Raw genomic sequence first — 22,201 nt, 5'->3', positions numbered from 1 at the left:
CGAACAGGAGCGAAGACGGGACGGCGGGACTACAGGACTACGGGTCGGCTGAGGCGCCCGTCGGCGCGACGGCGACGCCGACGGGCGGGACGTGGCAACGGACGGGGCGTGGTGACGGACGAAAGGAGACGAGGCCGGAGAACGGAGTCAGGGACGGGTCGGGTACGGGGATGGGGACGGAGTCGGGGAGGGAATCGGAGACCGACGGCCGGGAGGCACTCGGCGGGGACGGGCGGTACCGGGGCGGCGGGACGACCCCGCGCACCCCTCCGGCTTACGAGCGGCGCCTCAGGTCGTCCAACGTGGCGGCGGTGCCGGGGAGTTCGGAGCGGGCGGGCGCCTGCAGACCGTCCAGGAACAGCTGCAGATGCCGGTGTACGAACTGGTCGAAGTTCCCACAACGGCTGCCCGGCAGCGGCCGGGTGAGCTGGGTGATCGCGACCATCAGATCGCCGACGGCGATATCCGTCCGCAGCTCACCGCTGTCGCGCGCGGCCGCCATGACGGCCTCCACGGCAGCCTCCAGCCGCTCCCGCGCCGCGACCAGCTCGGGATGATCCCGGTCGACGCCGTCGGAGAGCAGCGGACACAGCGCCCCGATCCGCTCCTCCACCGCGTCGTGGACGAAGCGCCTCAGCGCCTGGAAGGCATCGGACTCCTCGGCGAGGGCGCTCTCCGCACGGTCCGCGGTACGGGACATGACGGAGAGCGTGACGTGGTGGATCAACTCCAGACGATCCGCGAAGTGACGGTAGAGCGTCGCATTGCCGACACCCGCACGACGAGCGATCTCATCGAGCGGGACCTCGGCCCCGAACTCGACCATCGTCTCGCGGGCGGCCGCGATGATCCGCTCCCGGTTGCGTGCGGCATCGGCCCGCAGCCGGGGCTGCTGCTCCGGCTCCCCGGCCTTCCGCTCCGGCTTCCCGGACCTCGCACCTGCGGCCACGGCGGTCACGGCAGCTCACTCCTCTCGCCTCTCGTCCGTTCAGGGGCCGGCGTGAACCGGGGAGCAGCTCCCCGTTTCAGCCGGACGTCTGGTTAAACGGGGACACCCTCCCCGGATATTTCACGCCCTCATGTGACCTGCGCCACAGCTGGGCGCGACCCGGCCTGCCCGCCGCGTCGGCCCCCACGGCAGCCATCTCCCCCAGCCCCCACCCACCACGGCGGCCCGCCCCTCAGGCCGGCTCCCCACCCACGGCGGCCCACTCCCCAGGCCCCACCCACCGCGCACACCCGAGCGGGCCCACCACGCCCGGCACCGCCCCGCCGCCACCGAGCCCGGCGCACCCACTCCGGATACGCCCACCCCCGACACGCCCACCCCGACCCATCCGGCCCCGCCATGACTCCGGTTGATGTAATTCCGCGCGCGAGCGATCACCCGCCGAACCAAGGTGATCGATATGAGGCACAAGGTAACCGCGGTTCTGGCCGCCGGTGCGGCCACCGCAGCCGCGGCCATAGCCCTGGGCTCACCGCCCAGCGCCGTGGCCATACCCTCCGTGCCCGGAGCCCCGCCCAGCGGCCCGTGCGCACTGCGCGGCATCAGCGACGACGTCGCCGAATCCGCCGACACCCCCGCAGGCTTCTCCCGCTCGTCCGGCACCGTAGAGGCGCTCACCCTCTTCATCGACTTCCCGGACGCCCCGGCCACGATGTCGCCCGGCGCCCGCTTCGCCGAGTTCTTCCCGGCCGCGACGGACTACTTCCGCACCAGCTCGTACGGCAGGCTGACGTACCGCCCCAGACCGCTGCTCCGGTGGCTCCGTATGTCCCGGCCGCTCGCCGCGTACGGCATCCAGCGCGGCGCCGGCTTCGACCCGGCCTCGGACGGCGGCTACCACGCCCTCTCCCGGGAGGTCGTACGCGCCGTCGACCCGCTCGTCGACTTCCGCGACTACGACGTCATCAACATCATCGCCACCCCCAACGCCGGGCCGCCCGCGACCCGTACGGTCCTCTCGGTCACCTTCAGCGGCGGCGACATGGGGCTGCGGACCGCCGACGGGGTGCCGTTCCGGAACGCGTCCTTCATCTGGAGCCGGCAGTCCGGGGCGAGCGCCTTCCGCGTCCTCAACCACGAGAACGCCCACAGCTTCGGCCTGCCCGACCTCTACTTCACGGACGGCCGCAACGCCCCGCCGCCCGCCGGGCACTGGGACCCGATGGACGAGGACTGGGGCCCGAGCAACGACTTCGTCGGCTGGCACAAGTGGAAACTCGGCTGGCTGTCCCCCGGTCAGGTGCACTGCGCACCACGCCGCGGGACGCCCCACGAACACACCCTCACCCCGGTCGCGGCCCCCGGCGGCACCAAGATCGTCGTCATCCCGACCTCCCCGCACACCGCCCTGGTGGCCGAGGCCCGTACCCGTGGCCTCCTGGACCCGACGGTCTGCCGCCCCGGCATCCTCATCTACCGTGTCGCCACCCACGTCCCCTCCGGCCGCGGCCCCCTCCGCATCGTGGACGCCACCCCGCACAGCGGCGGCTGCTACCGCGACAACAAGTACGTCGACCCGGAACTGACCGACGCCACCTTCCGCCCCGGCGACACCTACACGGACCGCACCACCGGCGCGGCCGTCACGGTCCTGACCGAAAACCCGGACGGCACCTTCCGCGTACGAGTCACCCCGGCCCGCGCCTGATCACCCCCGGCGGCACACGCACGCCCACGCCGCGCAAAACCGCCCCACCACTACTGCCGAACAGCCCAGCCCCCAACACAGGGCTGCCCCGCCGCCGAGCCCCCACACCGCTCTACTCCCTACTCCCCACAGACCACACCTCCCCCCTTCCCCCTCCCCTCGGCCTGCCAGTGCCGCCGACCGATGCTGATCAGCCGCATCTGACGGCGCGCCACCCGTACGACCTGCTCGGCCGCGCCCTCCGCACCGTCCGCCTCGGCGTCGAGCAGCGCCGCGGCCGTCGCCACCAGCCGGTCCACATACAACTCGGCCAGCATCCGCACATCGTCATCCCGCCAGCCCTCCGACACCGGCTGGGACTTCAGCGCCGCCGCGACCTCCTCAGCGAACCGGTCCAGCTCACCCGCGATGGCCTGCCGCACGGCCCGTACACCGCCGTGCCGCTCGCGCGCCACGAACCGGATGTGCAGCGGATGCAGGCGCACATGCTGCTCCACGACCGCGACCGTCCGGTCGATCCGCTCCTCCGCCGCGTCCTGCTCGGCGAGTATCGCCCGCACCATCACATGCAGGCTCCCCAGCGCCTCCTCGACCAGCGCGACACCCAGCTCCCCCATGTCCTTGAAGTGCCGGTAGAACGCGGTCGGCGCGACCCCCACCACCCGCGTGACCTCCCGCAGCCCGAGGCTGCTCAGGCTCTGCTCCTCCAGCAGCCCGAGCGCCGCGTCGAGCAGCGCCTGACGGGTCTTCTGTTTCTGGGCCTGCCGGACTCCAAGACTGTGACTCATGTCATCCAGTAAACAGCCGTTCTCTGAACTACTCCACCCGGAGACGGTCGTAGACTGAAGGAACTGAGTGAACAACTGTCCTCTGGAATCGGAAAGGAAGATCATGCTCTTCCTCGTCGCAGCCCTCCTCCTGATGGGAATCCTGCTGGGCACCGCGGCACATCTCCCCGTCCCGGTCACCCTCGCCGCGGCCGCCGTCATCGCCGGCTGGCTGCTCGTCTTCTTCCTCCGCGAACGCCGCCACCACGACGAGGTGACCTCCTGATGACCACGCTCAGCGAAACCCTGCGCACCCCCTCGGCAAAGCCGGCCAAGGCCGCCACCGGCCCGACCACGTCCCGCCTCCGCGCCCAGGCCGACGGCATGGCCGTGGCCTCCTTCATCCTGGGCCTGCTCGGCACCCTGGTCCTCAACGTCCTCCTCGGCCCCTGCGCCCTGGTCCTCGCCACCCTGGCCCTGACCCACGGCACCACCCGCCGCGCCCGCGCCCTCCTGGGCCTCACCCTCGGCGCCACCGACCTCCTCCTCCTGGCCCTCCTCATCACCACGGACGGCACAGTCAGCTGGTCCATCACCGGCTGACCCCAGCCGGAACGTGAGACCACACAACGGTGGCGGTGGCCCCAGGCCCCCGGGACCACCGCCATCTCCACCCCCACCCCCAGGCCCCCGAACCACACCCACCACCCCACATCCCCCACACAAGCGATCTCCAGCGAACGCATCAGCTACCCTGTCAGGGGTCCCATCCCATGCCTCCGTAGCTCAGGGGATAGAGCACCGCTCTCCTAAAGCGGGTGTCGCAGGTTCGAATCCTGCCGGGGGCACCATGCGATACCGCTCTGAACTGGGGTTTCTCCCCCAGGGAGGCGCTCTGTTCGGCCCCGGGCTCTTCGTCCGGGGCCGTTCGCATGAACGGCCGGTGGGCCCGCGTCCTGGCGCAACCGCGCCCGACGAGCGGGACGACTGCGCACCCTCGCATCCCTGTACGGGCCGGGCGCAGACGCTGCGCACCATCAGGGGCCTCGCCACAGGAACCTGGCGACGCTGAGGCGTGAAACGTAATCAGTCGCTTCAGTCGCTTCAGTCGCTGAGATAGAGGGCTTCCATGTGGCTGGTGGCGTGCTCGCTGTGCCGTACCCGGAGTGTGGAGGCGTCCAGGTCGGCCCTCCCCCAGGGGTCAGCGCCGGCGAGGCAGGCCGTGGCGAGGGCGGCCCAGTCGTTCTGGTTCGGTTCGTCGTCCAGGTCGACGTACGCGTCGAGGTCTTCGAGGGCTTCCGCCGTGATCCCGAGGGCGGACAGCACCGCCTGCGGGTCGCCGGTCACGACGAACGGTTCGTCACCGGGCCAGCCGCAGGCGTGGAACATGGTGCCGTCCGGCAGCCACACGAGGTCCTCGGTGTGCTCGGCGCCGCAGTGCACCTCCACCCGGCCCACGATCCGCGCATCGGGGAAGCGCTCCCGCAGCCGAGTGGCCTCCGCCAGAAGCGGCATGTCGTTGCCGTCGTCCGCGAACGCCGGATCGGAGACCGACATGAGATTCCCCCACGCCCCGGCCCGCACGAGGTCCAGATCAGCTCTCGTGACGACCGTGATCGTGTCACTCTGCTTACGGGGCCCGAGGTCTTCGATCACGTCGTCGATCGTGCTCAGGGAGCGAACGAACTCTGCGGCGCGCTCTGGGTCGTTGGGCGGTAGGTCGTCGGCCTCGACAGTGAATGGCGGGTGCAGGACGGTCAGTTCGTAGCGGACGCCGCCGCCTCGGGTTATGCGGTCGGGCGGGACGCTCCAGAAGCCGGTCTCAGACATGCCGGTCAACGTAACGGGTTCCCGGCCCGCCCGAGGTGCGCTCGGCCGCGTCGGCTAACGGCGCCGTGGGCCGGAACGGGGCGGCGGAAGTCACGTCTGCGCGCACCGCTGATGGATCGTATGGAGCAGCGCACTTCCGGACGGGGCCTGAGGGCGGCTGTTCGAACATGGACCCAAATGTCGTCGACCGGGCTGAGCTGGGGCGCCCCGTGCCCGCATCGCATCCGCCGTTCTGATGCGTTCAGTTGATCTCCAATGCCAGGATGGCGTCATGGTGCTTCAGGTGGGGGCCAAAGCGCTCCGAAAGCGGCGGACCGAGCTCCGGGACTCAGCGGAAAGCGTGGGGGCAGGTGGGGCGCTGGGCGATCTGGCGACGGTAGGGCTCTTACTGTTCTACGCTGCCGAATGTGGACTCAAGGAGCGGCTCCTGACCCGGCAGGGACACCGTGATACCGCGGCTTTGATGCCCACTCACGACCTCCGCAAGCTGGCCAAGGAGCTTCGGCTGCCACCAGCCCTGGGCGCGCGTCTCGAAGGGCTCCAGAGCTGCCGATTGCGTGTGCCGGCGCGTGGCTCCGTCGCTCTGGCTGATCTGCATCAGGCGTGGCGCTACGGTGCGACGCTTGACGCGGCGGACGAAAAGGAAGCCCAGGAAGCCCTCCGCGCTCTGATCACATGGAGCGAAAGGGACTAAGGCCAGAAGGGTACGAAGCCGTGGCTGAACTGATCGACCTGGAAGGGCCGACGCCCCCAGAGCACCTGTTCACTTGGGTGGACATCGACGAGCATCTCGCGGTCCTGGCAACTGCGGGCCGGTGGCCCGAGTGGCTTCACGCGGCGGACGGCTGGTGGGACGGCCTGGAGCTGGTCGTCTCCAGTGGTACGGAGGCCGAGGAAGCCAAGCAATGGTTGGACGAGGCCTTCGGGGCAGGGTCGACCGAATGGCGTGACGGCACGATCGTGCTCGGGCTGGACGACCCTCGGACGAGCGAGTTCAAAGGCACGCCTGTCATTCTGAGCCCTGCGCCGGAGACCCCCGACCAGCCGCGCCGCGTCCCATTGTTGCGTGAAAAGCACATCACGCCTCAGCTGGCACAGCCCCTGGAGCGGCCCGCCGACGGTCGTTTCCATGCCGATGTGCAAGTAGTGGCGTTCCACTCCTTCAAAGGGGGAGTCGGGCGCACGGTGCACGCAGTCGCCATGGCTGACGCAGTCGCCCGTCGCGGCGGCAACGTCCTGTTGGTCGACGCCGACCTTGAGGCCCCAGGAATTACGTGGATGCACAGAGCCCAAGGCGGACAGCTCGACTTCTGCTACGAGGACTTGCTGGCCCTGCTCCAGGGGTCCGAGGACGGCAGCTGGTCGGATGCAGTGGGCATCGCCGCAGCGTATCTGCCGAACCAACAGGTCGGACGGTACCCCAATGGGGGGCGTGTGATCGTGGTCCCCACCAGCAGGAGGCCACAGCTGGGCCCGCCCCGCATCGAGCCGGCGGACTTGGCCACACCGGGACGCTCTCCCTATTTCCTGACCGAGGCGCTGGCGGCGCTCGCCGCCAGCGCCGGTGCGGACACCGTCGTCGTGGATCTGCGGGCCGGTGCCTCGGAGTTGTCCGCCCCCGTATTGCTCGACCCCCGAGTCCAACGAGTCTTCGTCACCACTCTCAGCCATCAGTCCCTGGCCGGCACCAAGACGTTGTTGAGGCAGCTGGGAAGCCGGGCACCAGCCCTGCAGGGGACTGACCCGGCCAGCGCCGTGATCATCACCCAGTACCGGCAGGACGTTCACGAGACACAGGCGGAACAGGCGCAGAACGAGCTGCGAAACGCGCTGTTCTCGTCACTCAGGCGCACGGGCGGAGTGACCGAAACCGATCCTGACGACACCGGTGAGGTGGACTTCGACGTCTTGTCACAGCCCTTGCTCAGCCCGTTCCGGGAGGAGCTGCTCGCTCTCCCGTCTTCTTGGGACTCCGTACTGCGGGTACTGGACAGCTGCAAGGTCGCCGATGCCCTGGGGCCGATCGTGCCGACTCCGATCAGGCCGTCATCGCCGGACACAGGCGGGCCGCAGGCGGTTGTGGACTACACGACACTGCGCAAGCGTCTTGCGGACACCGCGCAGCCACTCATCTATGCCGAGCGGGAAGGCATGTCATCGGCCAGCGGCTTCTTGGTGACCGACCCGCTGCGCAGGCTGCTGGGAGACCACCGTACGGAACCGCCGGTTGCTCTCGTCGTAGGTGCCAAGGGTGCCGGCAAGACCTTCATGTATGCGAAGGCATGCGCAGCCCGGACATGGAAGGAGTTCGCCGAGCAATCCGGCATCGCGGACGTACGACTGGAGCTGCCCGTGGTGCCGGTGCTGGAGTCGGACAACCTTGAGGACGGTGACCTGACCACTCAGGATCTCCGGGACGCCTTTGCCGCACGCCACAGCGGCAAATCTGACGGGGGCGGAACCTCTCAGGAGATCAAGGACAGGCTCAGAAAGGGCCTTTCGACTCTCGACGCACAGGACGAACTCGGGTGGCGGCAGCTGTGGCTCGAGTGCTTGGCCATCGCGGCCGGAGTTTCGCTGTCCGGCGGTGACAGCCCGGAAGCCGCGCTGACGGAACTCGGCAAACGAGCTCGGGCCGTGTTCGTCATGGACGGGCTCGAGGACCTGCTTCAGTCGCTGGACAGCGAAGTCAAGCGCACGGCGTTGCGCGTACTTCTCATCGACGTGCTCGCGTGGCTGCGGTCACTTCGGGGGCACCCGCTCGGGTTGGTCGTCTTTGTTCGACGAGACCTGGTGAAGCGGGCAGTCCAACAGAACAGCGAGCAACTCCTCGCCCGGTACGAGCCCTATGCCCTGCGCTGGGACAAGGAGGAAGCGCTGCGGCTCGCCCTATGGGTCACCGCTCATGCCGACGCGCTGCCCACAGCTGCGGCAGAGTCCGAAATCGCCGAGCAGTCATACGACGCACTGGTGGAATCCCTCATCCCGGTGTGGGGATGGAAGATGGGAACGGAGAAATCCAAGGAAGCGCGCTCCCATCTTTGGGTTCCCGCAGCCCTCGGGGACTTCAAGGATCAGGTACAGGCCAGAGACGTGGTGGTGTTCCTCGCGGAAGCGGCGCGTCAATCCATTCCGCAGACGACATGGGATGACCGCGTGCTGGTTCCGAGTGCCATGCGCAAAGCCCTGCTGGCCTGCAGCAAGATCAAAATCAGCGCGATCCAGGACGAGAGTCAGGAGATCGGAGACCTGTTGAGCCGACTTCAGCAGGTGCGCGAGCCGGTAACCGTGCCCTTCTGGCTGGAGGAAGTGGGGCTTGAGGTGCGGGAAGCGGACTTTCTCGTGGAGTCTGGAGTCTTCGCCCGGGGCAACGACGGTCGCTACTGGGTAGCTGAGATCTACCGGCATGGACTGGGGTTCGGCAGTGAGCGTAGGGCGAAGGTGCTGTGGCGAAGGTGAGGCTCCTGCTGCACGCATCCGCCACTCGGGATTGAGCGTTACAGCCTTACCGGCGACCACGCAGACTACGTCGCCGGTGAGGTGAGGCCTGTTTGCCAGGACCAGGCGGCTATTTCTACGCGGTTGCGGAGTTTTAGTTTGGACTGGATGTTGGCCAGGTGGGTCTTGGCTGTGCCCGGTGAGATGACGAGGTCGGTGGCTATTTCCTGGTTGGTGCGGCCTCGGGCGACCAGGCGGACGATTTCGCGTTCGCGGGCGGTGAGGGTGTCAGGGCCGGGGCCGGCGTGGGGGTGGGTTGGCGGCGGTGACAGGTGGCGGAGGAGGCGCACGGTGATCTGGGGGCTGATCAGGGCGTCGCCCGCCATGGCTGCGCGGACGGCCTCGATCAGGAGGGTCGGGCCGGAGCGTTTGAGAAGGAAACCGCAGGCGCCGTGGTGCAGGGCGGTGTGTACGTAGGCGTCGAGGTCGAAGGTGGTGACGACGACCACCCTGGTCGGCGTGGTGGCCTCGGGCCCCGCGAGCAGGCGGGTGAGTTCCAGGCCGTCGAGGCGGGGCATGCGGATGTCCGCCAGGACGACGTCCGGCCGGAGGTGTCGGGCCAGGTCGAGGGCGGTGGCGCCGTCCGCCGCCTCGCCGACGACCGTCATGTCCGGCTGCGAGTCGAGGACCAGCCGGAAGCCGCTGCGGACGTCGTCCTGGTCGTCGGCCAGGAGGATGCGGGTGGGGGTGCCGCTCATGGCGTCTCCTGGGGGAGCGGGTGGGCCTGCGGGAGTACGGCCCGTACCCGCCAACCGCCCCCGTAGGGGCCGTAGGGGCCATAGGTGAGGGTTCCGCCGGTCGCCTGTGCGCGGGCGCGCAGGGCGTTCAGGCCGCGTCCGCCGTGGCCGTCGCGCCCGGGTCGGGAGCGGGGGCGTTGCGCGGGGGTGGGGGCCGTTCCGGCGTCGTTGGTGACCTCGACGACCAAGGCGGGGGCAGGGCGGGCGGCCGGAGTGAGGGTCACCTCGACGCGGGTGGCGCCGGGGGCGTGGCGGCGGATGTTGGTGAGGGCTTCCACGACGATTCGGTAGGCCGTGGAGCTGGTTTCCCGGGAGAGGCTGGATTCGGGGGTGGTGGAAGGCATGGTGAGCCGGGCCTCGATGGAGCCCGAGTCGGTGAAGCGTTCTACGAGGGTGGGGAGTTGGTCCACGCCTGGTAGGGGATGGGGGTGGGGGGAATTCGGGGGGCCGGGCTGGGGCGTGGGGGTGCCTGGTGGAGGGTGGGGGCTTGGGTGCGTGTGGGCGGGTGGTGGGGTGGGGGCGAGTGGTGGGGTGTTGGTGTTCGGGTGGGGCAGGGTGTTGCCGTTTGCTTCGTGGAGCATGTGGACGGTGCGGTCCATGGATGCCAGGGCGTTCAGGCCGGCTGTTTCGATGCGTTCCAGGGCCGGCAGGGCCTGGCCCGGGTCGGATGTGGCCACGAAGCGGGCGGCCTGTGCCTGGGCGACGATGCCGCTGATGTCGTGGGCGACGAAGTCGTGTAGGTCCTGGGCGAGTTGGAGTTGTTGGGAGCGCCGGGTCTCGATGACCAGCAGGCGACGCCGACGCTCCGCGAGCCTCGGATAGCCGCCGATGACAGTCGCGCCCAATACCGGCAGTGTCCAGAAGGCGGCGGCACCGGCCAGCGGCAGCACGGACGGCGCCGGGAGCAGGGGCAGCGTCCACGTCGCGACCGCCACGCCTGCCATCGCACCCGCGACCACCGCCTGCCGGAGCGGCGCCCAGCGGGCCACTACGGCAAGGAGCATCAGCAGCATTGCCATTTCGGCCAGCCGCCATACGGAGGCCCATGGGGCCGATGGAGGGTCGGCGAACACTGTGGTCAGCAGTGACAGGCCGCCGACGAGCGCCAGCGGGCGGGCGAGGCGGTCACGCGAGTGCGGCCAGCGGACAACGGCCCAGAGGAGCAGGGCGGCGGAGGCGAGGGCCGGGACGGCCCCGTTGGGGAAGGCCGCCACCCATGTGCCGTACGCATGGGTGAGGGCGAGGGTGAGGAGCAGGGCGGCGGTGAGGGTGATTGCGAAGGGCGCCAGGGCTGTGCGGCGGCTGCGTGGTCTGGCGGCGGTCGCGGCCCGAGGCGGGGGCGTTGCCGGGAGCTTCCCCGGGGCCGGCATCGACTTCGGGGCCTGTCCCGGGGCCGGGGCCTGTCCCGGGGCCGGGGCGCGATTGCGACGTCTCATGATGCGGCCGTCGGCATGTGGCAGCTCGTAGCGGGCTCGTTGCCCACGGGGTGCCTCATCTCGCGTCCGCCCCGATACGGCACTTCATGTGGCACGCGATGCGGCACGTCGTTTCGCACGTCGCGTCGCACCTCATGTGGCACGTCATCCAGGCCCACCCCCCATGTAACGCCACGGAGTTCATCGCCCCCGTGTCGTCCTCTCGCCGACCACGCGTCGATCCTACGAGCCGTCGTACGGGCGCCCCCTCCCCCGAACGGCAGAGATGGCGGCCACTTCGGTGCCAGGAATCCGCTGAACGGCAGATGGTCCGGTGCGGTGGTCCGGCAGCAGGCTGGAGGTGTTAGCGAAAGGGCGCGACCGCCTCCAAGGCGGCTGCATATACGGGGAGTTCGCCGTGACCAGCATCAATGCTTCTTCCGTTCCGCCTTCCTCGGCAGTCTCAGGTCGTGGCTCCGGCGCCCGGTCCGGCTCCGGCTCGCCCCGCAGTTGTAGGGCCGTGGTTGGGGTCGTCGCCGCCTCGGCCGCCGTAGCCGCGCTGACGGGGGTCACTCCCACGGCGTCCGCCGCATCGGCCATATCCGCCGCGCCCTCAAGCGCTGCGGCCGCCGCCAAGGTGTCGACCGGGCTCGCCAAGGTGAGTGGTCAGGGCCGGGTCTTCTACACCTACTCGCCGCGGGACGACATCCGCTTCTCCATCGATGCGCAGGCGGCCCCGTTCAGCCGGCCCGTCGACGGGCTGCCTCAGGGGATGCCCACCGACGCGCGGGGCAAAGTGACGATCTACCACTGGTCGCCGGAGAAGAAGCAGGGCCGGCGTGCGGAGGCCGCGGTGGACTGCCTGGTCACCGGGGGCGACACCGCGACGCTCAGCGCCGTCGTCACCAAGTCCGAGGACTCCGGGGAGATCGGGGAGCGGTTGGGCTTCAGCGTCAAGAGCGGCGGTCCGGGCCGAGGGCGGTTCGGCTTCTCCTGGGCGGTGTCGAACGTCGATGTCGTCGACGGCAAGGCCGTCTTCCCGCACGTCGGCACCTGTATGGCGCCGGCTCCGTTCGCCGCGGTGACGAAGGGCGGCTTCAAGGTCAGGCATGCGGAGTTGCCGCCGCTGCCGGCGGGGTGGGGTAAGCGGGCCGGTGGGGCCGATGTGGCAGGTACGCGATGAGGACGGCCGAGCCGGGACCGGTTGTTCCCCGGCCGGTGCGGTGGGCGGCGCATGCCGTGCCGCTGATGCTGCTGCCGTCGGGGCTGTGGCGGTGCGCCGTGGCGTTCGGGGTGCCCTCCGGGTTCGCGGTGAGCCATCCGCTGCACCAGAGCAACTTCCCGGGCTGGATGTCGCTGTATTTGATCGGGCTGAGCCTGGTCGCCGAGGGGCTCGGACTGCTCACCCTCGGGCTGGTCCGGCCATGGGGCGAGCGGGTGCCGCGCTGGGTACCGGTGCCGGGCGGGCGGAACGTTCCCGTCCTGGCCGCGGTCGTCCCCGCGTCACTGGGCGCGGCCGCGGTCACCGTGATCACGGTGGTGTCCTCGTTCGGCTGGGAGCAGGAGATGGCCGACCCTGCCGCCCCGCGAGGTGCGGCAGCCTGGCTGATGACCGCCTGCTATCTGCCGCTGCTGGCCTGGGGCCCGCTCCTGGGGTGGGTGACGGTGGCCTACTGGCGTCGGCGCCGCAGCTCGGGCGAAGGGGCGGGAGCGGGCTGGCACGAAGCAGCGCGTACGGTGCGGTGAGCCGGGCGAGGCCGAGGCCCGGCGGAAGGCCGTAAGCAGAGCACCGCAGGGCGGCGGCGAGGCACGAAGCCGCAGGTGAGCCACACGCTCCGTGAGGCGCCCTGGCCCCAGCCGCCTACGCGGACCTCGTCGGCTGCACGTCCGGCCAGCCATGCCGGCCGGCGGTGCCGTCCGGCCGGCCCGGCAGAGATGAGTTATCCACAGGGTCGACGAGGACCCCCTCGGAACTCGTAGGCTTTCGGAATGGCTCTGGCGGACGTGGAAGTGGTCGTGGACATGGATGTGGAAGGCGCTTCGGACGCAAGCGAGGCGGTGCAGGTGCTGCGCCGGGTGTTCGGGTATGACGCGTTCCGCGGCAGCCAGCAGGAGATCATCGAGCACGTCATAGGGGGCGGGGACGCGGTCGTCCTGATGCCGACCGGTGGCGGCAAGTCGCTCTGCTACCAGATTCCCTCGCTGGTCAGAGGCGGTGTGGGGGTCGTGATCTCGCCGCTGATCGCGTTGATGCAGGACCAGGTCGACGCCCTGCGGGCGCTCGGTGTGCGGGCGGGGTTCCTGAATTCGACGCAGGATCTGGAGGAGCGGCGGCTCGTCGAGGCCGAGTTCCTGTCCGGGGAGCTGGACCTGCTGTATCTGGCGCCCGAGCGGCTGCGGGTCGAGCAGACGCTGAATCTGCTCGACCGCGGGAAGGTCTCGCTCTTCGCGATCGACGAGGCGCACTGCGTCGCCCAGTGGGGCCACGACTTCCGGCCGGACTATCTGGCGCTGTCGATGCTGCACGAGCGCTGGCCCGAGGTGCCGCGGATCGCGCTGACCGCCACCGCGACCGAGGCCACGCACCAGGAGATCACCTCGCGGCTGCGGATGGCCGACGCCCGGCACTTCGTGGCGAGCTTCGACCGGCCGAACATCCAGTACCGCATCGCGGCGAAGAGCGAGCCGAAGAAGCAGCTGCTGGAGCTGCTGCGGACCGAGCATGCGGGGGACGCGGGGATCATCTACTGCCTGTCCCGGGCGTCGGTGGAGAAGACCGCGCAGTTCCTGGTGGACAACGGCATCGCGGCGGTGCCGTACCACGCGGGGCTCGATCCGCGGACGCGCGCCGAGCACCAGAGCCGCTTCCTGCGGGAGGACGGGCTGGTCGTGGTCGCCACGATCGCGTTCGGCATGGGCATCGACAAGCCGGACGTCCGGTTCGTGGCCCATCTGGATCTGCCGAAGTCCGTGGAGGGCTACTACCAGGAGACGGGGCGTGCCGGGCGCGACGGGCAGCCGTCGACGGCCTGGCTGGCGTACGGGCTGCAGGACGTGGTGCAGCAGCGGAAGATGATCGACGGGTCGGAGGGGGACGAGGCGCACCGGCGGCGGCTGTCGGCCCATCTCGACGCGATGCTGGCGCTGTGCGAGACGGTGCAGTGCCGACGGGTGCGGCTGCTGGCCTACTTCGGGCAGGAGAGCAGCGCGTGCGGCAACTGCGACACCTGCCTGACCCCGCCGCAGACCTGGGACGGCACGGTGGCCGCGCAGAAGCTGCTGTCCACGGTCGTACGGCTGCAGCGGGAGCGCGGGCAGAAGTTCGGCGCGGGCCAGATCATCGACATCCTGCTGGGCAAGAAGACCGCCAAGGTCATCCAGTTCGATCACGACGGGCTGAGCGTCTTCGGCGTGGGCGACGACCTGCGGGAGGCCGAATGGCGGGGCGTCGTACGGCAGTTGCTGGCGCAGGGGCTGATCGCCGTCGAGGGTGACTACGGCACGCTGGTGCTCACGGAGGCCAGCGGCGAGGTGCTGGGCGGCCGGCGTGAGGTGCTGATGCGGCGGGAGCCGGAGAAGGCGGCGCGGGCGGCCAAGGCGAAGACGAAGGGCAAGCGCGCGGCGCCGGCGGATCTGCCGGAGGCGGCGCTGCCGGTCTTCGAGGCGCTGCGCGGCTGGCGGGCCCGTACGGCCAAGGAGCAGGGCGTGCCCGCGTATGTGATCTTCCACGACGCGACGCTGCGGGAGATCGCCACGCTCGGGCCGACGACGACGGCCGAACTGGGCACGGTCAACGGGGTCGGCGAGAACAAGCTCGCGAAGTACGGCGAGTCCCTCCTGGCCGTGCTGGCCGGGCGGGAGACGGAGCCGCAGGGCGGTACGGGAGCCGACGGTGCGGGCGCCGGCGCCCCGGCGTCGGCCGGAACCGCGGCGTCGGCCTCTGCCTCGGCCAGGGGCGCCGCGGAGCAGTACGACGTTCCGGAGCCCGAGGACGAGGAGTTCCCGGAGCCGCCGGATGACATCGACTGGTGAGAGCGGATGCGGAGGGGGAATGGGGCGGTTTCGGGCCGGTTCGGGAGGGCGTTCCTTCACACGACCGATCACAGAGATCCTGGTGACTGTTACACAACGGATGGATCGCCGTTAAGGACGCTCCGTAGCGTGCTGACTCTTATCGCATCCCTACGGCGGCCCGAGCCGCCCACGACGAGGAGTACCCATGCGGGCCCAGCGCCGCTCCGTGATCCGTACCGCCACCGTCGCGACCGGTGCACTGGCCGTGCTGCTGCCTCCCGCGGGTGCCGCCTTCGCCGCGGACACCACCGGCCCCTCGGAGAGCCGGACCTCGATCATGCTGCCCGACAGCGGGCTGGCCGGACTGGCGGAGAAGGCCGGTCAGCTGCCCAAGGCGGGGCTGATCGGCGGGGCGGGGGTGCTGGGTGTGGCCGGCGCGGCCCTCGCCGTGCACCGCCGGCGGCAAGGGGGCCACGGTCAGCAGGCCTGAGCCCGTACGCGGAGGGTCCCGCGGCGCGACGTCCGGGGCGGCCCCACGGGTCCGGCAGCCGGTCCCGGCCCGGGCGCCTGTCCTCCCCGGCGTCCCTACTCCTCCTCCGTGACCAGCCGCTGTACCTCCTCGTAGCCCAGCACCTCGCCGCCCGCCCCGGCCGCTTCCGTCGGCTGCCCGCCCGTACGGATGGCGTCGGCCGCGGTGAGCGTGGCCTGGAGGGCGGTCCGGAAGAGCAGCGAGCCGGTGCTGATGCGGCGTACGCCGAGCTCCGCCAGACGGCTGAGGGTGTGCCGCCCGGGAGCGAAGAGGATGTTGAGCGGGGCGGGGACCCCGGCGACCAGGGCCGAGATCTCCTCGTCGGCGACGACGCCCGGCACGAAGATGCCGTCCGCGCCCGCGGCCAGGTACGCCTCGGCGCGGGACAGCGTGACCGAGAGGGGCGGCGGGCTGTCCGCCAGCCAGTGGGTGTCGATCCGGGCGTTGAGGTACAGGCCCGGCGCCCGCTCCTTCACCGCGCTGATCGATTCGGCCTGCCGCGCCGTGTCCTGCAGCCCCTCGCCGCCGGGAAGCCCGTCCTCCAGGTTCAGCCCGGCCGCCCCCGCCTCCGCCAACTCGGCGGCCAGGTCTCCCACTTGACCGGGGTCGCCGCCGAATCCGCCCTCCACGTCGACCGTGTACGGGCAGGTCAGCCGGCCGTTGAGCCGTAGCGCCAGCGCCACCGTGGCGTCCCGTGCCTCGGCGAGCGCGCGCCCGTCCGGATAGCCGTGGGCAGCGGCGACGCCCAGGCTCGTGGTGCCGACCGCCGCGTATCCGGCCTTGGCGAGGGCCACGGCCGAGATGACGTCCCAGGCGTTGGGCAGCAGCAGCGGCTGATCGGCGTGGTGCAGCGCGTGGAAGTGGAAGGTGGCGTACTCCGGGGAGGTGCTCATACGGGCACCGTAGGCCGGAGCCCCAGGGGTAGGGGTCGAAGACTCGCGGCGGACCGCGGAGTCATGACCACTCCGGCGTACAGCCACCACGCGCCACCGCCCGGCCCGCCCCGCGCCCGCCCCCGAAATCGCCGGGCGTCCGCCCGCCCCGGCCTCGTACCGTACGCGCATGACCGAGACGCCGCCCCGGAGCGGGGCCACGCCCGCCACCCTCACCCTCTGGCGCCCCACGGGCCCCGAGGAGCTCGCCCTGGTCGAGGCCTCCGGCTGGCGCGCCTGGCCGCCCCGCCTCCCCGACCAGCCGATCTTCTATCCCGTGCTCAACGAGGACTACGCGATACGGATCGCCCGCGACTGGAACGTACCGGCCTCCGGCGTCGGCCATGTCACCCGCTTCGAGGTCGAGGCGGACTTCGCCGGGCGCTATCCGGTGCGGCAGGCGGGCGGCCGCACGATCCTCGAGCTGTGGGTGCCCGCCGAGGAGCTGGCGGAGTTCAACCGGCATATCGTCGGGCGCATCGAGCTGGTCCGCAGCTTCCGTCCGCCGCAGGGCGGGTGACGGGGCGTGGACGCGGCCGCTGCCCGCTGCGGCCCGCCCGGGCGCCGCTCGTGACGCGACGCGCGTACGCCGCCCCTACCTCCCGCCGCCGCACTCCCCCGCCCGCCCGTACACCGTGATCCGGGCGCCGCGTACCTCCTTGGTGCGGCAGATCCCGAACGCGGCGCGCAGCGTGGACCGCTTGGCGAGTTCCTGGTCGTTGTCGTCGGCGGGCTGGCCGTCCGGGTCGCCGGCGACGACGATCCGGCGGGCGGCCAGCATCCGGTCGCGGATCTCGTCACCGGAGCGCTCGGTGCCGTAGAGGGTGTGCGAGGCCGACGGGCTCTCGGCCAGGGCCAGATCGTGCAGGCCGCGGAAGTCGCGCGGCAGGGTCGCCCGCCAGATCCGTCGCCGGGACGGCATGAACAGCAGCCCGTCGCCGGGCTCGGCCAGCTCGCGTACGGCGTGCGCGACCGCGGTGACATCGTCGACCCGGCTGTCCGGGCTGCGCAGATGGACATCGACCGGCAACAGCGCCGCCAGCAGCAGCGCCACCGCCGTCCCCCGCCGCAGCCGTCGCGCCCTGGTCCGGTCCCGCTCGCCGTCCGGCCACAGCAGCCGTGCCAGCGCGGCGCCCGCGAGCAGCGCGAACCCGACCACGTAGTAGAGGACATAGCGGTCCACGTAGGCCGGCTCGACATGGGAGAGCAGCAGCAGGAGGAGGGTGGGCAGGAGCAGCAGGGGGACGCCGAGGGCGCGCAGCCCGATGGGGCCGCGGGAGCGGACCCGGACGCGGGCGCAGGCGAGACCGAGGACGGCGAGTACGGCGAACGTCAGCAGCTGCAGCGGGTCGGGCCACATGAGCCAGCTGATCTGCGCCGACTGCCGGGTGCTGAACACCGCGAGCGGGGCCAGACCGGCGAGGACGGTGCCCGAGGCGAGCAGCCAGGCGCGCAGGACGCGGCGCGGCAGGCGCGCCAGGACCACCGCGGCGCCGTGCGCGGGCAGCGCCAGCACCGCGAACTCGTGCAGCAGGCAGGCGCCCAGCATCAGCGCCGTATAGCCGCACCACAGCGCCCTGCGCGGGCCGGCGGCGGCGAGCACCAGCACGTGGGTGGCCCAGACGACGAGCGCACAGACCATCGCGTACGAGCGGCCCTCCTGCGCGTACTGCTGGACGACCGGGATCAGCGCGAAGGTGAGGCCCGCCAGCAGTCCCGCCCGCCGGCCGACCAGGCGCTGCCCCAATAGCGCGACCCCGGCGGCGGCGACCGTCATCGCCACCACGGACGGCAGCCGCAGACCGACCGCGTCGCCGAGAGCGCCGCGGAGGGTGGCGTCGTAGCCGGCGAACCAGAGGTGCATCAGCGCGTAGTACAGGCCGTGCACGACGTCGACGTGCTGGAGCGTGGACCACAGACCGGCGAGGCCGCGGTGCGCCATGTCGTAGGTGACGGCCTCGTCCCGCCATATGGCGTCCTGCCGACGGATTCCCCACGCCCCCAGGAACAGCATCAGCCCGGAGGGCACCAGCACCACCGCGCCCTGCGCCACCCAGGTACCGCGGGCGGCGACGGGGGACACGTACGTCTTCTGCGCTTGTGCTACGTCGATGACGGACTCCGGTCACGCGCGGGGACGGACGGACAGACAGTCAGAAAGGCAGGCTCACGATAGAGCGTGCCGCGGGGCCGCCGGGCCGCCTGTGGACAACCAGACGGGCGAGCGGGACGGCGGCCACAGGCGGCGACCACGGGCCGCGGCCGGGGAGGAACGCCGGCGATGGCCGCGGGGCAGAAAGGAATCAGGCCCCCGGAACCGGTCGGGACCGGTGAACCAGGGGCCGTGAGCGGTGCTCCGGGGGCCGCGGGACGGACGCCCGCGGCCCCCGGGCCGCTCAGGTGATGCGGATGAGCTTCGCTCCGAAGGACGGCTCGACGAGGTCCTTCTGCAGGGCGACCGGCACCTTCTGCATGCTCTCGCCGTTGCCGACGGTCAGCACACCGACCTCGGTACCGGCCTTCGCGGTGTGCGGGACGGTCTTGCCCCCGTCACCGACGCTCAACGTCAGCTTCTGGCCGGGGACTCCGACCGCCTTCAGGTCCTTGGTGGCGACGACCGGCGTGAGTCCGTTCAGGCCGTCGTCGACATACCCGACGACCTGGCCCTTCTTCACCGCCGTGGCCGAGGCCAGCGCGTTGCGTACGGCCTCGATGACCTTCTGGCTGTTCTCCTTGACCATCGTGAGGCTGTTGGCGCCGTCGGGGTCCAGGCCCTTGAAGTGCTGGTCCATCATCGTGCCCAGTATCAGCCGGTCCTTGCCGTCGACGGTCTTGTAGGCCGCCCAGGACAGCGTGCCGCCGGCCGCCGTGCTGGAGCCGGTCTTGATGCCCTTGATGCTCAGCCCGGCCAGCAGCAGGTTGTCGATGTTGCTGTTGATCCGCCCCGGCAGGCCCGGGATGTCGGCGTTGGTCATGGCGACGATCGGCCGGAAGGCGTCGAACTTCATGACGGCCTCGGCCAGCTTGAGCTGGTCGACCGCGGTGCTGACCGTCTTGGGGTCCAGGCCGCTGGGGTCGGTGTAGGTGGTGTTCTTCATGCCCAGGTCCTTGGCGGCGGCGTTCATCTTCTTGACGAACGCTGCCTCGTCGCCGGACTTGGTGTCCCAACGGGCCAGCAGCCGGGCGATGTTGTTGCCGGACGGGATCATCAGCATCTTGAGCATGTCCTGCTGGCTGAACCGCTGCCCCGCCTTGAGTCCCTCGATCCGGGACTCGTGCTTGGAACCGCCCTCGGTCACCGCCTTGCCGTCGACCTCGATCTTCGGGCCCGCCTTGTCCTTCTTGAGCGGGTGGTCCCGGAGGACGACATAGGCCGTCATGATCTTGGCCACGCTCGCGGTCGGCACCGGCTTCTGCGGGCCGAACGTCCCCACGTCCCCGGAGCCCACCACCTTGACCGCCGCCTGACCCTGTGCGGGCCACGGGACGGCGAGCTTGCCGCCCTCGAAGGTGAACGAGGACTTGGCGTCGCCGACGGTGAGCGTCGGGTCGGGCAGCGGGCGCACCGCCTGGGCGACCACGAAGATGATCACCAGTAGCACCGCCAGCGGGGTCCAGATCTTGAACCGGCGGACGACCGTGCGCAGCGGGGTCTCGGGCGGCGGCGGGGTGTTGGTGAGCTGCGCCAAGAGGTCGAGCGGCGGCAGCGGCTGCTGCTTGGTGCGCTCGGCCTCGGGCAGCTCGGACGGGGCGGCCGTGGTGGTGGGCGGCATGGTGCCCGGCCGGTCAGCGGGCTTGGACGGCGCGGCGGCCTTCGCGGGCTTCGCGGGCTCGGCGGCCGGCAGCGCGCCGCTCGCCTTGCCGGCCGGCTTGGCACCGGCCTTGTCGCTCGCCTTCTCCCCCGGCTTGTCGCTCTCCCCGGGCTTGTCCTCGGCCTTGTCGCCGTCCTTCTCGGGCGTACGGGCGGGGGTCTTCGGCGCCGTCTTGCCCAGCGACTTGCCCGCCGTGCCGTCGTCCGCCGACTTCAGCGCCACGAACTGGCTGGTCCGCTCCGAGTCCCGCTCGGCGACGTTCGCAGCCTTGGCCTTGGCGTCGTCCTTGGCCTCGGTCTTGTCCTTGGCGTCGTCCTTGGCCGCGGTCTTGGCCTCGGGCTTGGACGCGCTCTTGGAACCGCTCTTGGAGTCGGCGCCGGCCTTGTCCCCGGCACCGGCCTTGTCCGTGGCGTCGGACGCGCCCTTGCTCCCGGGCTTGCCGGCGCTCTCCGGCTTGTCCTTGGCGTCGGCCTTGGCGTCCGCCTTGTCCTTGTCCTTGGTCTTGCTCGTGGCCGCGTCGCCACCCTTGGCGGGCGGGGAGATCTTGAACGCGGTGGTCGCGTGATCGATGGCCTCGGCCTCGGCGCCCTTCCCCTTCAGATTCGCGAAGGCAAAGACCCGGGTCGCGTTGTCGACCTCCGACTCCTCGGTGCCGGCAGCGGCCTCTTCACCGCCCTTGCCGTCACCGGTGCCGTCACCCTTGCCACCGCTCTTGCCCGCGCCCGCCGCAGCGGCCGCCCCACCGGGCTTGCCCTTCTGCGGCCCGACGGTCTTGAACACGGCGGTCGGCTGGTCCACGACCTCGGCGCCCTCGGACCGCGACTCACCCTGGTCATCGGACCCGGACTCATCCCCGGACGCAGACTCAGCCGCGGGCTCGGCCTTGCTCTTGCTCTCGCCCTTGCTCTTGGGCTCGCTCTTACCCTTGGACTCCGCCTGGGACTTGGCACCGGCCTTGGCCGCGACCTTGGCGCCGCCACGACCGGAGTCGGCCTCGGCGTCGGCCTCGGCGTCACTGTCGGCAGACACGCCGGCCTCGGCAGACACGTCAGCGTCGGCAGCCACATCGGCGTCGGACTTCGCCCCCGACGCGCCCTTCGCCTGCGACTCCGCCTTTGCTGCCGTCTTTGCGGCAGCACCCTCAGCATCCCCGTCCGCATCCTCGGACACCTCGGATGCCTCAGCACCGGCCTTCCCGGCCGCACCGGAACCGGCCTTCTCCCCCGCCTCGGCCCCGGACTTCGCCCCGGACGCCTCCTCGGACTCCGCATCCGACGCCGCGGCGGCATCGGCGCCGTCGCCGCCCTCACCCACCTCGGCGCCCTCCTCGGCGTCCTCGTCGTCCTTGCTCGCCACCCAGGCGGCCACAGCGGCGCGCAGCCGCTCGTCGCCGCCCCCGGAGCCCTCGGCGCCCTCCTCGGCCTCCTGAGGCTCCTCAGACGCACGTTCGGACCCCGACGCGGCCCCGGCCCCGGCATCGTCCGCCGACGTGGTCTCCGCCCCGGATTCCGGCTTCTCCGCGCCGTCCTTCCCGGGCTTCGCCTTCGCCCCGGACGTGGATTTCGCCCCGGACTTCCCCTTGGCCGCCGTCTTCCCCTTCGCCGTGGACTCCGGCGCCGGAGCGGGCTTCGGCTCCGCCGCGGCCTCCGCCCCGTCCTCAGGCTTCGGGTTCTTCCCGGAACCCGATTCCTTCGCCGATTCGTCCGGCTTCCCGCGGAAGGCCGACAGCCGCGGATCGCGTTCGCTCCGCGCCGTCTTCCCCGACGACTGCTTCTTGTCCGACTTGTCGGGGGACTCGCCCGCCACCGATGTCTCCTTCATATGTCCCACGCTGCTGGCCCAGTGTTCCCAAGTGTCCTGTGTCCACGTGGCCCCATCTCGCCGCCACGCGTACCGGTAGGTACCGCACCCCTCAGAAAGATGTCGCCGAGGTGCAAGACGAGAACGACATACCTACCGGTTCCATACCGAACCTCCCACGCACTCTCGACAGATGAATGTGAGAGGGGT

General features: G+C 71.0%; 18 protein-coding genes and 1 tRNA gene. 11 read left to right on the top strand and 8 right to left on the bottom strand.

Annotated features, from left to right (window positions below; translation table 11 throughout):
- Window positions 1-274 precede the first annotated feature (274 nt).
- Window positions 275-949, bottom strand: coding sequence for a TetR/AcrR family transcriptional regulator (locus tag ACWC9R_RS26150; protein ID WP_450735075.1), 675 nt, complete (start codon window positions 947-949; stop codon window positions 275-277).
- Between the two features lie 460 nt (window positions 950-1,409).
- On the opposite strand from ACWC9R_RS26150, the gene ACWC9R_RS26145 reads away from it, so the two are divergent.
- On the top strand, window positions 1,410-2,657 hold the full coding sequence (locus ACWC9R_RS26145; RefSeq protein ID WP_450735037.1) for a M6 family metalloprotease domain-containing protein: 1,248 nt from the start codon (window positions 1,410-1,412) through the stop codon (window positions 2,655-2,657).
- A 119-nt stretch (window positions 2,658-2,776) separates the two neighbouring features.
- Here ACWC9R_RS26145 and ACWC9R_RS26140 read toward each other — a convergent pair whose 3' ends face one another.
- Window positions 2,777-3,445: a TetR family transcriptional regulator gene (locus ACWC9R_RS26140; protein WP_450735035.1), complete on the bottom strand. Its 669-nt coding sequence runs from the start codon at window positions 3,443-3,445 to the stop codon at window positions 2,777-2,779.
- A 67-nt stretch (window positions 3,446-3,512) separates the two neighbouring features.
- Between ACWC9R_RS26140 and ACWC9R_RS26135 the strand changes: the two genes are divergently transcribed.
- The 3 genes from ACWC9R_RS26135 to ACWC9R_RS26125 all read left to right on the top strand — a co-directional run bounded on the left by ACWC9R_RS26135 (window position 3,513) and on the right by ACWC9R_RS26125 (window position 4,275).
- Window positions 3,513-3,710: a hypothetical protein gene (locus ACWC9R_RS26135; RefSeq protein WP_393361489.1), complete on the top strand. Its 198-nt coding sequence runs from the start codon at window positions 3,513-3,515 to the stop codon at window positions 3,708-3,710.
- A complete protein-coding gene (locus tag ACWC9R_RS26130; RefSeq protein ID WP_450735034.1) occupies window positions 3,710-4,027 on the top strand; it encodes a hypothetical protein in 318 nt (105 codons plus the stop codon). The genes ACWC9R_RS26135 and ACWC9R_RS26130 overlap by 1 nt, the downstream gene beginning before the upstream one ends.
- Before the next feature lie 172 nt (window positions 4,028-4,199).
- Window positions 4,200-4,275 (top strand) — tRNA-Arg (locus ACWC9R_RS26125).
- A 253-nt stretch (window positions 4,276-4,528) separates the two neighbouring features.
- On the opposite strand, the gene ACWC9R_RS26120 is transcribed toward ACWC9R_RS26125, so the two are convergent.
- A complete protein-coding gene (locus ACWC9R_RS26120; protein WP_450735033.1) occupies window positions 4,529-5,254 on the bottom strand; it encodes a DUF6333 family protein in 726 nt (241 codons plus the stop codon).
- Window positions 5,255-5,525: 271 nt separating this feature from the next.
- Between ACWC9R_RS26120 and ACWC9R_RS26115 the strand changes: the two genes are divergently transcribed.
- Both ACWC9R_RS26115 and ACWC9R_RS26110 read left to right on the top strand, forming a co-directional pair.
- A complete protein-coding gene (locus ACWC9R_RS26115; RefSeq protein ID WP_450735031.1) occupies window positions 5,526-5,948 on the top strand; it encodes a hypothetical protein in 423 nt (140 codons plus the stop codon).
- A gap of 20 nt (window positions 5,949-5,968) precedes the next feature.
- On the top strand, window positions 5,969-8,713 hold the full coding sequence (locus tag ACWC9R_RS26110) for a KGGVGR-motif variant AAA ATPase (protein WP_450735029.1): 2,745 nt from the start codon (window positions 5,969-5,971) through the stop codon (window positions 8,711-8,713).
- 65 nt (window positions 8,714-8,778) lie between these two features.
- Here the strand turns inward: ACWC9R_RS26110 and ACWC9R_RS26105 are convergent, their stop codons facing one another.
- Together ACWC9R_RS26105 and ACWC9R_RS26100 are read right to left on the bottom strand one after the other, a co-directional pair.
- A complete protein-coding gene (locus ACWC9R_RS26105; RefSeq protein WP_450735027.1) occupies window positions 8,779-9,450 on the bottom strand; it encodes a response regulator in 672 nt (223 codons plus the stop codon).
- Window positions 9,447-10,925, bottom strand: coding sequence for a sensor histidine kinase (locus tag ACWC9R_RS26100; protein WP_450735025.1), 1,479 nt, complete (start codon window positions 10,923-10,925; stop codon window positions 9,447-9,449). Before ACWC9R_RS26100 ends, ACWC9R_RS26105 begins: the two co-directional genes overlap by 4 nt.
- A gap of 499 nt (window positions 10,926-11,424) precedes the next feature.
- Here ACWC9R_RS26100 and ACWC9R_RS26095 point away from each other — a divergent pair, with 499 nt between their 5' ends.
- The 4 genes from ACWC9R_RS26095 to ACWC9R_RS26080 all read left to right on the top strand — a co-directional run bounded on the left by ACWC9R_RS26095 (window position 11,425) and on the right by ACWC9R_RS26080 (window position 15,408).
- Entirely contained in the window at window positions 11,425-12,087 is a 663-nt protein-coding gene (locus ACWC9R_RS26095; protein WP_450735023.1) for a hypothetical protein, read from the top strand.
- Window positions 12,084-12,650 (top strand): hypothetical protein, encoded by a 567-nt coding sequence (locus ACWC9R_RS26090; RefSeq protein ID WP_450735021.1) that lies wholly within the window; start codon window positions 12,084-12,086, stop codon window positions 12,648-12,650. Before ACWC9R_RS26095 ends, ACWC9R_RS26090 begins: the two co-directional genes overlap by 4 nt.
- A gap of 243 nt (window positions 12,651-12,893) precedes the next feature.
- Window positions 12,894-14,936 (top strand): DNA helicase RecQ, encoded by a 2,043-nt coding sequence (gene recQ, locus ACWC9R_RS26085; protein ID WP_450735019.1) that lies wholly within the window; start codon window positions 12,894-12,896, stop codon window positions 14,934-14,936.
- A 187-nt stretch (window positions 14,937-15,123) separates the two neighbouring features.
- Window positions 15,124-15,408, top strand: a complete 285-nt coding sequence (locus ACWC9R_RS26080; RefSeq protein WP_450735017.1) for a hypothetical protein — start codon at window positions 15,124-15,126, stop codon at window positions 15,406-15,408.
- Window positions 15,409-15,503: 95 nt separating this feature from the next.
- Here ACWC9R_RS26080 and ACWC9R_RS26075 read toward each other — a convergent pair whose 3' ends face one another.
- Window positions 15,504-16,340, bottom strand: coding sequence for an isocitrate lyase/PEP mutase family protein (locus ACWC9R_RS26075; protein WP_450735015.1), 837 nt, complete (start codon window positions 16,338-16,340; stop codon window positions 15,504-15,506).
- A 169-nt stretch (window positions 16,341-16,509) separates the two neighbouring features.
- Here ACWC9R_RS26075 and ACWC9R_RS26070 point away from each other — a divergent pair, with 169 nt between their 5' ends.
- Window positions 16,510-16,899, top strand: coding sequence for an ADP-ribosylation/crystallin J1 (locus ACWC9R_RS26070; protein ID WP_450735013.1), 390 nt, complete (start codon window positions 16,510-16,512; stop codon window positions 16,897-16,899).
- Window positions 16,900-16,974: 75 nt separating this feature from the next.
- Here ACWC9R_RS26070 and ACWC9R_RS26065 read toward each other — a convergent pair whose 3' ends face one another.
- Window positions 16,975-18,393, bottom strand: a complete 1,419-nt coding sequence (locus tag ACWC9R_RS26065) for a glycosyltransferase family 39 protein (protein WP_450735073.1) — start codon at window positions 18,391-18,393, stop codon at window positions 16,975-16,977.
- A gap of 382 nt (window positions 18,394-18,775) precedes the next feature.
- Window positions 18,776-22,012 carry a D-alanyl-D-alanine carboxypeptidase family protein gene (locus ACWC9R_RS26060; RefSeq protein ID WP_450735011.1) on the bottom strand — a complete coding sequence of 1,079 codons (3,237 nt, stop codon included), beginning with the start codon at window positions 22,010-22,012 and terminating at the stop codon, window positions 18,776-18,778.
- Between the last annotated feature and the right edge of the window lie 189 nt (window positions 22,013-22,201).

The organism is Streptomyces sp. NPDC001219, assembly GCF_053597915.1.
The sequence above is the reverse complement of the archived record's forward strand: the minus strand, read 5'-3'. Positions and strand labels throughout refer to the sequence as shown.

What these genes read in the sequence shown, in the direction of transcription:
- ACWC9R_RS26145 (WP_450735037.1), top strand. Translation starts at nt 1,410, where the DNA reads ATGAGGCACAAGGTAACCGCGGTTCTGGCCGCCGGTGCGGCCACCGCA.
- ACWC9R_RS26140 (WP_450735035.1), bottom strand. Translation starts at nt 3,445, where the DNA reads ATGAGTCACAGTCTTGGAGTCCGGCAGGCCCAGAAACAGAAGACCCGT.
- ACWC9R_RS26130 (WP_450735034.1), top strand. Translation starts at nt 3,710, where the DNA reads ATGACCACGCTCAGCGAAACCCTGCGCACCCCCTCGGCAAAGCCGGCC.
- ACWC9R_RS26120 (WP_450735033.1), bottom strand. Translation starts at nt 5,254, where the DNA reads ATGTCTGAGACCGGCTTCTGGAGCGTCCCGCCCGACCGCATAACCCGA.
- ACWC9R_RS26115 (WP_450735031.1), top strand. Translation starts at nt 5,526, where the DNA reads ATGGTGCTTCAGGTGGGGGCCAAAGCGCTCCGAAAGCGGCGGACCGAG.
- ACWC9R_RS26105 (WP_450735027.1), bottom strand. Translation starts at nt 9,450, where the DNA reads ATGAGCGGCACCCCCACCCGCATCCTCCTGGCCGACGACCAGGACGAC.
- ACWC9R_RS26100 (WP_450735025.1), bottom strand. Translation starts at nt 10,925, where the DNA reads ATGAGACGTCGCAATCGCGCCCCGGCCCCGGGACAGGCCCCGGCCCCG.
- ACWC9R_RS26090 (WP_450735021.1), top strand. Translation starts at nt 12,084, where the DNA reads ATGAGGACGGCCGAGCCGGGACCGGTTGTTCCCCGGCCGGTGCGGTGG.
- recQ (WP_450735019.1), top strand. Translation starts at nt 12,894, where the DNA reads ATGGCTCTGGCGGACGTGGAAGTGGTCGTGGACATGGATGTGGAAGGC.
- ACWC9R_RS26080 (WP_450735017.1), top strand. Translation starts at nt 15,124, where the DNA reads ATGCGGGCCCAGCGCCGCTCCGTGATCCGTACCGCCACCGTCGCGACC.
- ACWC9R_RS26075 (WP_450735015.1), bottom strand. Translation starts at nt 16,340, where the DNA reads ATGAGCACCTCCCCGGAGTACGCCACCTTCCACTTCCACGCGCTGCAC.
- ACWC9R_RS26070 (WP_450735013.1), top strand. Translation starts at nt 16,510, where the DNA reads ATGACCGAGACGCCGCCCCGGAGCGGGGCCACGCCCGCCACCCTCACC.
- ACWC9R_RS26065 (WP_450735073.1), bottom strand. Translation starts at nt 18,393, where the DNA reads ATGCTGTTCCTGGGGGCGTGGGGAATCCGTCGGCAGGACGCCATATGG.
- ACWC9R_RS26060 (WP_450735011.1), bottom strand. Translation starts at nt 22,012, where the DNA reads ATGAAGGAGACATCGGTGGCGGGCGAGTCCCCCGACAAGTCGGACAAG.